The sequence below is a fragment of the Photobacterium andalusiense genome, assembly GCF_900185625.1.
In the GTDB taxonomy this organism is placed as follows: domain Bacteria; phylum Pseudomonadota; class Gammaproteobacteria; order Enterobacterales; family Vibrionaceae; genus Photobacterium; species Photobacterium aquimaris.
Genome location: NZ_FYAJ01000001.1, coordinates 1155934 through 1167549, shown reverse-complemented (window position 1 = coordinate 1167549; position 11616 = coordinate 1155934). Strand labels below are relative to the sequence as shown.

The window sequence follows — 11616 nt, the reverse complement described above, 5'->3', positions numbered from 1 at the left end:
TATTAATAAGCCTCTTTTAGGTTGAAGCTTTGCTGCTTACGTTTAGCGACTGACGTTAGAATTAAGTGGCCTACAAAGGCAATAATAACGGTATTACTTAATGCAATAATCACCAGTTGCACCAGTACTTTGGTAAACGGTTCAGCATAAAGTACCGCATCAAGGAAAGCAGAACAGCCATAGCCGACGACATTAGCAACGAAGGCCAGCACAACAAATAGACTAAAATCAAACTTAGAAAAAAGTCCCATGTCTAAACGACCACGAGTAAGAATAGGGTAAAGACCAATAATTAAGCCAACAATGCCAGAGCCCAGTTCCCAAGTGAACCATACGCCCCAACCAGCAAATAGATCTGTTACCCAGTGGCCAATAATACCAACTAGAAAGCCAACCAGTGGGCCGAAGAGAACTGCAAATAAGGCAAGAACTGCCATTGCAGGTTTAAGTGTAGTATTAGCAAAAACAGGAATACCGAACATAGGTAAACCACCAATGCCATATAGGGCTGCACCAATTGCAATAACAACAACTGTTTTAGCAGAAAGACTCATAACTTAACCTTGTTAACTCAGCCATCGAGACATCATATTGTCATCGATGAAATGCAATAATTGGATTAAAAAAATGCTTATGGTAGTAATCGTCGCGTTGCAGATTCGACAGACCAAGCCAATCAGTAGAGTACCGTAGATAGTAATTACTATTTAATAAGGTAACTCAGCACTAATAATCCATTATTAAGTAAGAGCGGTGTAAGTCTTTTCAATATGAAAACGGAGTAAATTTTAAAATGTGAAACCAAAAGCGGCGCTATGATAACGTAATCTAATCAGGAAAGGAATGCTTTACATCTAGACGGCTAAAGAATAAGCAGCATTAATTTATGTTCATTAAATGAGGTTAATAAAGTGTTATAGATAACTGATTTGGCTATTTTTTATCATAGTATTAGAGCTATATGATCATACGCATTTTTTGGGGCTTTATTTTTATTATAAAATAGACAATAATCGAACAACGGTCATTATTTTACAGCGCGTAAAAAATAGATAACCGTAAACTGTCAAGTCTTAACTTTATGTGAAACTTTGCACTGATACACAGAATCAGTATGAGGTTAATGTCGAAGTTGAGGTAGAATTATAAGTATTAGTAAGTTAGCTGTCCCGCCATTGTGGCAGGGTGCAGAGCCAAATCATATTGGAGATACAGCTTGATTAATGTATTCCTTGTAGATGATCACGAACTGGTTCGCACAGGGATCCGACGTCTTCTTGAAGATGTCCGTGGTATTAAAGTGGTAGGGGAAGCCATCAGTGGTGAGGAAGCCGTAAAATGGTGTCGTAGCAATTATGCGGACATTATTCTTATGGATATGAACATGCCAGGTATCGGTGGTCTTGAAGCTACTCGTAAAATTTTGCGCTTCAACCCTGATGTTAAAATTATTGTATTAACGGTTCATACTGAAAATCCGTTTCCAACCAAAGTTATGCAAGCTGGTGCTTCAGGTTATTTAACTAAAGGTGCTGGGCCAGATGAAATGGTGAATGCTATTCGTATGGTTAACAGTGGACAACGGTATATTTCATCTGAAATTGCTCAACAAATGGCTTTAAGTCAGTTCGCGCCCGATTCGGAAAATCCATTTAAAGAACTGTCTGAGCGTGAATTACAGATCATGATGATGATCACTAAAGGCCAAAAAGTTACCGATATATCAGAACAATTAAGTTTAAGCCCTAAGACTGTGAATAGTTACCGTTATCGTCTATTTAATAAGTTAAATATTAGTGGTGATGTTGAGTTAACACATTTAGCTATTCGTCATGGCATGCTTGATACTGAGACATTATAGTGTCTGAGCATGTTGATGATGGTACTGTTTTTGATGCCCAAAGTTTTCTCAAAACGGTCACTCACCAACCTGGCGTCTACCGTATGTACGACGCCAGTGGTGAGGTAATCTATGTTGGTAAAGCCAAAGATCTCAAAAAACGTTTAGCCAGTTATTTCCGTATTAATGTTAGCGGTGAAAAAACGCGCGCGTTAGTTAAAAATATTTGTAAAGTGGATGTGACAGTTACCCATACAGAAACCGAAGCATTAATTCTCGAACACAATTATATCAAGCAGTACTTACCCAAATATAATGTCTTATTGCGTGATGATAAGTCTTATCCTTATATTTTGTTAAGTGCGAGCAAACATCCTCGGCTATCTATTCATCGCGGTGTGAAACGCCGTAAAGGTGAATATTTTGGTCCCTATCCAGATGTTTCTGCTGTGCGTGAAAGTTTGCATCTAATGCAAAAAATATTTCCTATCCGCCAATGTGAAGATTCGGTTTATGCTAACCGTAGTCGTCCTTGTTTAATGTATCAAATTGGTCGTTGTTCAGGCCCTTGTGTTGCTGGTTTAGTGTCTGATGAGGATTATCAGCAACAAGTACAATGGGTGCGTTTGTTCTTGCAAGGTAAAGATCGTCAAGTGATCAATACTATGGTCGAAAAAATGGAACAGGCCAGTATGGCACTCGATTTTGAACGCGCAGCTGTTTATCGTGATCAGATCCAAGCTTTACGCCGAATTCAAGAACAACAATTTGTTAGTCAAGATAACGAAGATGATTTAGATGTTATTGGTATTGCTTATCAAAATGGTATGGCGTGTATTCATGGATTGTATATTCGACAGGGAAAAATTTTAGGTAGTCGTAGCTATTTCCCTAAAATGCCGGTTGATGCTTCATTAACGGAAGTGTTATCAAGTTTTGTTACTCAGTTTTACTTTAATCAAGCTGAAGGACGAGTTATTCCAAGCTTGATTTTATTGAGTGAAGAACTCGGTGATGACAGTGATGCCATTTTAGCTGCGCTGTCAGAGCTTGCTGGACGTAAGATTGCGATTAAATATCATCCTCGTGGTACGCGAGCAAAATATTTACAATTAGCACAAACAAATGCTGCAACGGCGTTAACCAGTAAACTCAATCATCGCATGACGATTCAAGAGCGCTTCTTTGAGTTACAACAAGCACTAAACTTAAAACCTATTTCACGCATGGAATGTTTTGATATTAGTCATACCATGGGCGAAAAGACCGTGGCATCTTGTGTGGTCTTTAACCAAGAAGGCCCATTAAAGCAAGAATATCGTCGCTATAATATTAGTGGTATTACTGGCGGCGATGATTATGCAGCAATGGCACAAGTATTAGAGCGCAGATACAGTAAAAACATCGAATTAGATAAAATTCCAGACATAATTTTCATAGATGGGGGTAGAGGTCAGCTCTCAAGAGCGTATGATGTTGTAAAACCTTATATTGCTGAGTGGCCTAAACGACCAATGCTGGTGGGTGTTGCCAAGGGAACTACTCGAAAACCAGGGCTTGAGACACTAATTTTTGTAACCGGTGAAGAATTTTCTATGCCGAGTGATTCTCCCGCGTTGCATTTAATTCAACATATTCGAGATGAAAGTCATAATCATGCGATCAGTGGTCACCGTGCCCAGAGAGCAAAAGTAAGAAAACGTAGTACACTTGAAGATGTCGAGGGAGTTGGACCTAAACGGCGTCAGGCTTTATTAAAATACATGGGTGGAATGCAAGAACTGAAAAAAGCAAATAAAGAAGAAATTGCTAAAGTGCCTGGTATCAGTTTAGCTTTAGCGGAAAAAATAGTCGATGCATTGCAACATGGTTAGTCTGTCGCTTTGAAGGTTATCATTGCCACAGTACTTTAATTGGTTGAATTTACAGAAAAGGCACACTCTTTTCATTTTTTAGAGTAGTCTAAGTTGTATGTTAAGCCCAGATCTTGAACATAAGAATAAAATTATGCGTTTATCAATCCCAAATATTTTAAGTTTTATCCGACTCATTCTAATCCCATTTTTTGTTATTGCCTTTTATTTACCTTATGAATGGTCGGCGTTTGTTACTGCGTTAATCTTTTGGGTTGCAGGTGTAACCGATTGGTTTGATGGTTATCTTGCACGTAAGCTTAATCAAACAACCCGTTTTGGTGCATTTATTGACCCTGTTGCCGATAAATTAATGGTTGTTACTGCAATGGTGCTGGTGGTTGAGCATTACCATACATTGTGGGTGACTGTGCCAGCGATCACCATGATTGGCCGTGAAATTATTATTTCAGCATTACGAGAGTGGATGGCTGAGTTAGGTAAACGTGCAAGTGTTGCCGTTTCATGGGTAGGTAAAGTAAAAACAGCATCACAAATGTTTGCTTTATTATTACTGTTATGGCATCCACATGAGTATGTTGTATGGCTAGGTTACGCATCACTTTACATTGCAATGGTGTTAACGTACTGGTCAATGGTGCAATATCTTAAAGCTGCAAAAGGTGATTTGTTAAACGCAGATAATCACTAATAAAAACCTAAGGGTTGGTTTACAGATAAAAAAATGGCGAGCTAATAAGCTCGCCATTTTTATTACTGCTGATAAATTATAACTTATTGCTTAACCACAAAGTTGCTGACTGTGGTTACTGTGCGTAATTGAATCAGCTTGTTGCTGGAACCAATTAAGTTGTTGTGATAATTGGGTCACACTGCCAATAATAATTAATGCAGGGCTTATTGCTTGCTTCGCTAAGGTTTCTATTTGAGCTAATTCGCCCGTTAAAACACGTTGCTGAGCTGTAGTTCCGTGTTCGATAATAGCAATTGGTGTCGCAAGAGACATTCCATAAGCACTGAGTTTATGACGAATGACGTTACTTTGATTAAGCCCCATATAAAACACTAATGTATGTTTTGCACGTGCCAGTGATAACCAATCAATTTGATCTTGGCCTTGTTTTAAATGTCCGGTAATAAACTGCACACTTTGGGCATGATCACGATGGGTTAATGGAATACCTGCATAGGCAGCACAGCCAGATGCTGCTGTGATCCCGGGTACTACTTCAAAAGGAATATTAAAAGGCAGTAATGCCTCTAACTCTTCACCGCCACGACCAAAAATAAACGGATCACCACCTTTTAAACGTATGACTTGTTTGCCTGCAAGCGCATGTTTAACTAATAATTCGTTTATTTGTTGTTGAGGTACACAGTGATTTCCAGCCTCTTTACCAACAAATATTGATTGGCTATGCGGTGGAAATAACGCAATAATTTCATCAGAGACTAACCGATCATAAATAATGACATCAGCCTGTTGAATTAAACGCATTGCTTTTACCGTTAGCAAGTCAGGATCGCCAGGACCGGCACCGACAAGGATCACTTTACCGATAGTTGTTGATGTCGGTAAACTATATAAGGTGTCTTGATGTGGCATAGCTATGCTCCAAGGCTGTGTCATTATTATGGGTATGATTAAGCAGTTTGGTGTTGAGGTTGACGATCTTTTTCTTTCGAATCAATGATTGGACGTTGTGCTTTTGGTGTAGTAAACCAATAACCTAAACCCATAAAGACCACGCCAGAAATAGTATTACCAATAGTTACCCATAGTAAGTTATGGCCAATTCCCGCTAGGGTGAATGCTTCTTTATGAGCACCAAACCAAGATAGAGCAAAGATGGTCATATTCGCAATTGAGTGCTCATAACCTGAAGCGATGAAGGCAAGTAAGCACCACCAAATAGCAATAAATTTAGCCGAGCCTTCAACACGTTGACACATCCAAATCGCTAAGCAAACAAGCCAGTTACAAAGAATACCTTTGAACAGTAATACTGATGCTGGTGCTGCTGTTTTTGCGAGTGCGACATTGTTTAGTAAGCTGTTGCTATCATTTAAAAGATGACCACCGCCAGCATAGAAGAACAATAGCGCAACACCGACAGAGCCTAAAAGGTTACCCATCCATGTTTGCGGTAATACACGTAGCGTATCAGCAATAGTAATTTGGCCTGTTTTTACACCAAAAGTTAAAAACATAGTGTGTCCGGTGTAAAGCTCTGATCCTGCTATAATGACCAAGGTTAATGCGATACCAAATGTAGCCCCCATAACGAGTGGTCTAATACTTGGATCAACCATATTACCTAAAGTAAAAATTAAAATAATACCTAAACCAACGTAAGCGCCTGCCATAGCAGAACTTAGCCAAAATCCTAATTTTTCGTGTTGTGCAAATTCAACAATACGAGCGGCATTAGCGGAACATTTTTTGATGGTATCAGTGTACATACGTTTTCCCTGTAGTAATTAAAACTGTTTGTCATAGATTGATAACTTTTTTGCGTTTCAACCTATGGCAAAAGAGTTTGGCAATCACTGCCAAACTCATTACTGCTCTGATTACAAATGGACTTGTACTTGACCTTGTTGTACTTGAATTTGGTAACAAGCGACCTTGATCTCAGGTTGTTCTAGACAATGACCATCAATTAACGAAAAGCGTTGTTTTTTGAGTGGACTTGCAACCCAGAGTTGATCTTGATGTTGGCAAATTAAACCACGAGAGAGCACATTTGATTGTGCAAAAGGGTCTTTATTATTTAGAGCAAACAGTTGTTCGCTGCTATCTGGACGGAAAATGGCTACTTGCTGGTCGTTAACTAAAGCACAGATACCTGTCCCAGGAATTAAGTCATCAAGCTGACACACAGAAACCCACTGATTCATGCTTTTTCCTCCAATGAAATGTTAAAGGTGGTGGCTTTTTCATTAATAGTTGCAGGACGGTGTTGGTCACGCTCTGGCACAAAAACTACGTTATCATCACGTTTGGTACTATTAATAAAATGTGCAAATCGCTTTAATTGCTGTTCGTTGCTGAGTGTGGTTTTCCATTCACAGTGATAGCTGGCAATTAATCTTTCAGCATCGGCTTCAAGTTGTTGATTAAGGCCTAGTTTATCGTTGATGATGACCTCTTTAAGGTATTCGACACCACCGTCTAAACTGGTTAACCATGTTGAAGTACGTTGTAATTTATCAGCAGTACGAATGTAGAACATTAAGTAGCGATCAACGTATTTAATCAGAGTTTCAGTATCGAGATCTGCGGCAAGAAGATCGGCATGACGCGGTTTCATACCGCCATTACCACCGACATACATATTCCAACCAGCATCGGTTGCAATAATGCCTAAATCTTTGCCTTGTGCTTCGGCACACTCACGAGTACAACCTGAGACGCCAAATTTCATTTTATGTGGCGTACGAATGCCTTTATATCGATTTTCAAGTTGAACCCCAAGGCCAACACTGTCTTGAACGCCGAAGCGACACCAAGTACTACCAACACAGGTTTTTGCCATGCGTAGTGCTTTGGCATAGGCTTGGCCTGTTTCAAAACCAGCTTCAATTAGACGTTGCCAAATCTGTGGTAAATCATCTTTTTGGGCACCAAATAGACCAATACGTTGTGCGCCGGTAATTTTGGTATAGAGCTGATAATCGTTAGCAATTTGTGCTAAAGCTAATAATCCGGCTGGAGTGACTTCACCACCTGCCATACGTGGAATAACAGAATAAGTACCATCTTTTTGCATGTTGCCAAGGAAGACATCATTAGTGTCTTGTAATGGTGTATTTTGTGGTGATAATGCGTATTCATTCCAGCATGACGCTAAAATAGAGCCGACTGTTGGTTTACAGACTTCACAGCCGTAACCTTTACCGTGTTTGGCAAGTAAAGCTTCAAAAGATTTGATTTCTTCGACACGAATAAGGTGAAATAGCTCTTGGCGAGAATACTCAAAGTGCTCACATAGGTGATTTTTAACCTCAATACCAGCTTTAGCTAGTTCGCTATTAAGGACCTGAGTAATCAGAGGGATGCAACCACCACAGCCAGTACCTGCTTTAGTAACCGCTTTTATTTCGCCAAGTGTTGTGTGGCCTTCAGCAACTGCTGCTGCAATTTTGCCTTTAGTCACATCAAAGCATGAGCACATTACAGCGCTATCAGGAAGAGAATCTACACCCATTGCTGGTTTCTCTGCGCCAGCATGTGCAGGTAAAATTAGGCTGTCTGGATTTTCTGGCAATTCAATATTATTGAGTTTTAGCTGTAATAAGTTGCCATAGTCAGCAGTATCACCGACTAAAACTGCACCTAATAGTTGTTTACCGTCTTCTGAAACGATAATGCGTTTATACACATCTTGCTGTTCGTTGAGGTAAACATAGCTTTTACTGTTAGGCGTTCGACCATTAGTATCACCAATGCTACCGACTTTTACGCCTAATAGTTTTAACTTAGCGCTCATGTCAGCGCCTTCAAAAGTATGCGCTTCGCCTAATAAGTGGCTTACTGCAATTTGTGCCATTTTATAGCCAGGTGCAACTAATCCAAAGAACATGTCGTTCCATGATGCACATTCACCGATAGCGTAAATATCATTATCAGAGGTTTGGCAGTGATCATTAATCGCAATACCGCCACGATGACCTAACGTTAGGTTACAGTTATTAGCGAGTTTATCTTGCGGGCGAATACCAGTAGAGAAAACGATGAAATCTACTTCAAGCGAGGTGCCGTCAGCAAAAGCGAGAGTATTACGTGCTGTTTGGCCTTGAGGAATAATTTCTTGAGTGTTTTTACCGGTATGAACCACAACACCAAGTTGTTCGATTTTTTTCCGTAGTTGCGCGCCACCGTGAGGATCTAGTTGTTCAGCCATCAACACTGGAGCAAATTCAATAACGTGAGTATCAACACCTAATGCTTTAAGTGCGCCGGCAGCTTCTAAACCAAGAAGACCACCACCAACAACAACGCCACTTTTACTGTGTTTAGCAGTTGCTTCAATTGCTTTAAGATCTTCAATGGTTCGATAAACAAAACAGTCTTTCGATTCATTGCCTTTGATGGGGGGTACCCAAGGATAAGAGCCTGTTGCCATCACTAATTTGTCGTAATTAACCTCACGACCAGTATTTGAGTAAATAATTTTTTGGTCGCGGTTAATCGTGATCGCACGTTCACCTAATAAGACATTAATATTGTGCTTTTGATAAAAACCATGCTTAACGAGAGATAGTTCTTCTGCTGTATGGTGAGAGAAATAAGATGAGAGATGAACTCTATCGTAAGCAACGCGTGGTTCTTCACAAAAGACAGTGACATCATACTTATCCATGTCGGCTTTATCGATTAGCTCTTCGATATAGCGGTGGCCAACCATGCCATTGCCAATAATAGCTATTTTGATTTTGCTCATAAATCCTCTTAACAACATAGTGAATTGCAATAATCTTATTCAGAGTTCCGTAGAATAAAAATGATGTAAATCAAATCCAACTTTAAATAACCCTAAAGAGGTATGCTTTAAAATCAAATAATTAGCTGTAATTATTGCCTCTTACTTAGAGAGGTTGAATATAAAAGAACAGCGTTACTTTAGTGATAGGCTGTTTAGATGGCGCATTAATGATGTTTTTGTTGATAAGTTATTATCAAAATAGTTAATAGTATAAGTAATCAAAGGAAGTGTTAGGGGAGGAGAATGTAAAGCTCAGTACACCATATAAAAAACAAATCCTACTAAAGTAAGTATTGATAACCTTTAAATTTGGCATCGTTATTTTGATGCGGATGGTTTTTGATCAGAAATGGGCTGATTTTTAGGTTGATGTAACGGAAAATGACCACTTAAATAAAAAGTGATAATTTTTCATTGACTCAGTCCGTAAAATCAGTAAATTACACCACATACCGCAGCGGGGAGACTTGCTAAGGTAAGTAAAGAATGTTTTTCTTTACAAGATGGCGCGTTGGCAGAGTGGCTATGCAGCGGATTGCAAATCCGTGTACCTCGGTTCGACTCCGGGACGCGCCTCCATTCTCTATGAGAATATGCGACACTAGCTCAGCTGGTAGAGCGCAACCTTGCCAAGGTTGAGGTCACGAGTTCGAACCTCGTGTGTCGCTCCAATTTAAGAATATTGATATTGTCAGTATTCAGCAACGTAGATGTTGCTAAAAATTAAAGAATACGGCTTAGGCGGTATTTACAGATGGTGTCTTACCCATCGCAAGAAATTGCGTGCCCTGGTGGTGGAATTGGTAGACACAAGGGATTTAAAATCCCTCGGCGTTCGCGCTGTGCCGGTTCAAGTCCGGCCCGGGGCACCATCTATTAGGTTGTTAAGTGATTAACAACAGGCTAGGGCAACCTAGTAACGTTGGCGCGTTGGCAGAGTGGCTATGCAGCGGATTGCAAATCCGTGTACCTCGGTTCGACTCCGGGACGCGCCTCCATTCTCTTTGAGAATATGCGACACTAGCTCAGCTGGTAGAGCGCAACCTTGCCAAGGTTGAGGTCACGAGTTCGAACCTCGTGTGTCGCTCCAATTTAGAAATATTGACGTTGTCAGTATTCAGCAATACAAGAGGTGACTCAACAATGTTGAGGTCACGCCTGAGTTTACAAGATCGGGAACCTCGTGTATCGCTCCAAATTAAAGAATACGGCTTAGGCGGTATTTACAGATGGTGTCTTACCCATCGCAAGAAATTGCGTGCCCTGGTGGTGGAATTGGTAGACACAAGGGATTTAAAATCCCTCGGCGTTCGCGCTGTGCCGGTTCAAGTCCGGCCCGGGGCACCATCTATTAGGTTGTTAAGTGATTAACAACAGGCTAGGGCAACCTAGTAACGTTGGCGCGTTGGCAGAGTGGCTATGCAGCGGATTGCAAATCCGTGTACCTCGGTTCGACTCCGGGACGCGCCTCCATTCTCTTTGTGAGAATAAAAGCCCGAGTGGTGAAATTGGTATACACGACGGATTCAAAATCCGTTTCCTTCGGGAGTGACGGTTCAAGTCCGTCCTCGGGCACCAATTAAAATAATAAAGCCTCAGCTCACGCTGAGGCTTTATTGTTTCTAGACTAATCAAAAACTTAGCCCTGTCCTTTTCTGGTCAACTTCCTGTCCCATTCCGTTAAAACCACTTCGTAAAACTGCCGTTCCTGCTCATATCCGGTCGTGTTGAAAATTCATAGCCGATTACTGTCCTGTAAATTCCAACATAATCTAGTGCTTGTTAAGACGTTTAAATGTCCATATCTGGTACTGTGCGGGGGGGATGGGGATATGGTTGATAGGACGGTGCTGTATTAAATTGCGCGGTCAGTTTTGGCGAGTGTATCGTCATCGACGAGATAGAATGATTAACAATTATTTATTCAAAAATATATTAGCCTTGAAAGTACAGGATTGAGTCTGGAACAAATATGATGGTATTCCTCATTATTTCCTTGTGAATATTAGTGGTTGTAGTATGGGAGATGATGGACTTTAGTTAGCTCGTTATTCAGGGTTCCTTAAGTATCGGTAACATTCGGAGTGATTTATAAGTCATAATAATATGCAACATTTTTTAATTAACGATATGATTTTTTTGGTATATCATAAGTCTAAATATTTTTGAGTTAGGCTGTTATATGTTTGGATTATATAATAATTATAAAATGAATAAGAATGATGATCGTTCTGCTGACTTGAGTTTGTTAACCGAAAGAAATAACACAGAAGCATTGAAATATATGTTAAGAATATTGTTTCTTGGCGTTATTCTTTATTTTATTTGAGGTGAGTATGGGTGTTAAGAATATTTTGATTCCTGGTAGACGTCAGCGTATTCGATCTGAAGTTAACCTTACTGCTTCAAGAAT

General features: G+C 40.0%; 8 protein-coding genes and 8 tRNA genes. 11 read left to right on the top strand and 5 right to left on the bottom strand.

Features of this window, described 5'->3' with window-relative positions; all coding sequences use genetic code 11:
• Nucleotides 1-2: 2 nt before the first annotated feature.
• Nucleotides 3-554: an ECF-type riboflavin transporter substrate-binding protein gene (locus PAND9192_RS05315; protein WP_087852842.1), complete on the bottom strand. Its 552-nt coding sequence runs from the start codon at nucleotides 552-554 to the stop codon at nucleotides 3-5.
• A gap of 662 nt (nucleotides 555-1216) precedes the next feature.
• Here PAND9192_RS05315 and uvrY point away from each other — a divergent pair.
• From uvrY to pgsA, 3 genes are all read left to right on the top strand, one after another.
• On the top strand, nucleotides 1217-1861 hold the full coding sequence (gene uvrY / locus PAND9192_RS05310; protein ID WP_061000441.1) for a UvrY/SirA/GacA family response regulator transcription factor: 645 nt from the start codon (nucleotides 1217-1219) through the stop codon (nucleotides 1859-1861).
• Nucleotides 1861-3714 carry an excinuclease ABC subunit UvrC gene (gene uvrC / locus PAND9192_RS05305; protein WP_087852841.1) on the top strand — a complete coding sequence of 618 codons (1854 nt, stop codon included), beginning with the start codon at nucleotides 1861-1863 and terminating at the stop codon, nucleotides 3712-3714. The genes uvrY and uvrC overlap by 1 nt, the downstream gene beginning before the upstream one ends.
• A 133-nt stretch (nucleotides 3715-3847) precedes the next feature.
• Nucleotides 3848-4405 (top strand): CDP-diacylglycerol--glycerol-3-phosphate 3-phosphatidyltransferase, encoded by a 558-nt coding sequence (gene pgsA / locus PAND9192_RS05300; RefSeq protein WP_061000453.1) that lies wholly within the window; start codon nucleotides 3848-3850, stop codon nucleotides 4403-4405.
• 90 nt (nucleotides 4406-4495) lie between these two features.
• Here the strand turns inward: pgsA and cobA are convergent, their stop codons facing one another.
• The 4 genes from cobA to nirB all read right to left on the bottom strand — a co-directional run bounded on the left by cobA (nucleotide 4496) and on the right by nirB (nucleotide 9161).
• Nucleotides 4496-5320, bottom strand: a complete 825-nt coding sequence (gene cobA / locus PAND9192_RS05295; RefSeq protein ID WP_087852840.1) for a uroporphyrinogen-III C-methyltransferase — start codon at nucleotides 5318-5320, stop codon at nucleotides 4496-4498.
• A 38-nt stretch (nucleotides 5321-5358) separates the two neighbouring features.
• Nucleotides 5359-6177 (bottom strand): nitrite transporter NirC, encoded by an 819-nt coding sequence (gene nirC / locus PAND9192_RS05290; RefSeq protein WP_087852839.1) that lies wholly within the window; start codon nucleotides 6175-6177, stop codon nucleotides 5359-5361.
• 111 nt (nucleotides 6178-6288) lie between these two features.
• Nucleotides 6289-6615: a nitrite reductase small subunit NirD gene (gene nirD, locus PAND9192_RS05285; RefSeq protein WP_087852838.1), complete on the bottom strand. Its 327-nt coding sequence runs from the start codon at nucleotides 6613-6615 to the stop codon at nucleotides 6289-6291.
• Nucleotides 6612-9161: a nitrite reductase large subunit NirB gene (gene nirB / locus PAND9192_RS05280; RefSeq protein ID WP_087852837.1), complete on the bottom strand. Its 2550-nt coding sequence runs from the start codon at nucleotides 9159-9161 to the stop codon at nucleotides 6612-6614. Before nirB ends, nirD begins: the two co-directional genes overlap by 4 nt.
• A gap of 547 nt (nucleotides 9162-9708) precedes the next feature.
• Here nirB and PAND9192_RS05275 point away from each other — a divergent pair.
• The 8 genes from PAND9192_RS05275 to PAND9192_RS05240 all read left to right on the top strand — a co-directional run bounded on the left by PAND9192_RS05275 (nucleotide 9709) and on the right by PAND9192_RS05240 (nucleotide 10781).
• Nucleotides 9709-9782 (top strand) — tRNA-Cys (locus tag PAND9192_RS05275).
• A gap of 16 nt (nucleotides 9783-9798) precedes the next feature.
• Nucleotides 9799-9874 (top strand) — tRNA-Gly (locus PAND9192_RS05270).
• 114 nt (nucleotides 9875-9988) lie between these two features.
• Nucleotides 9989-10075: transfer RNA gene (locus PAND9192_RS05265), tRNA-Leu, on the top strand.
• Between the two features lie 52 nt (nucleotides 10076-10127).
• Nucleotides 10128-10201: transfer RNA gene (locus PAND9192_RS05260), tRNA-Cys, on the top strand.
• A 16-nt stretch (nucleotides 10202-10217) separates the two neighbouring features.
• A tRNA-Gly gene (locus PAND9192_RS05255) sits at nucleotides 10218-10293 on the top strand.
• Between the two features lie 170 nt (nucleotides 10294-10463).
• A tRNA-Leu gene (locus tag PAND9192_RS05250) sits at nucleotides 10464-10550 on the top strand.
• A gap of 52 nt (nucleotides 10551-10602) precedes the next feature.
• Nucleotides 10603-10676 (top strand) — tRNA-Cys (locus PAND9192_RS05245).
• A gap of 20 nt (nucleotides 10677-10696) precedes the next feature.
• Nucleotides 10697-10781: transfer RNA gene (locus PAND9192_RS05240), tRNA-Leu, on the top strand.
• Nucleotides 10782-11616: the final 835 nt, after the last annotated feature.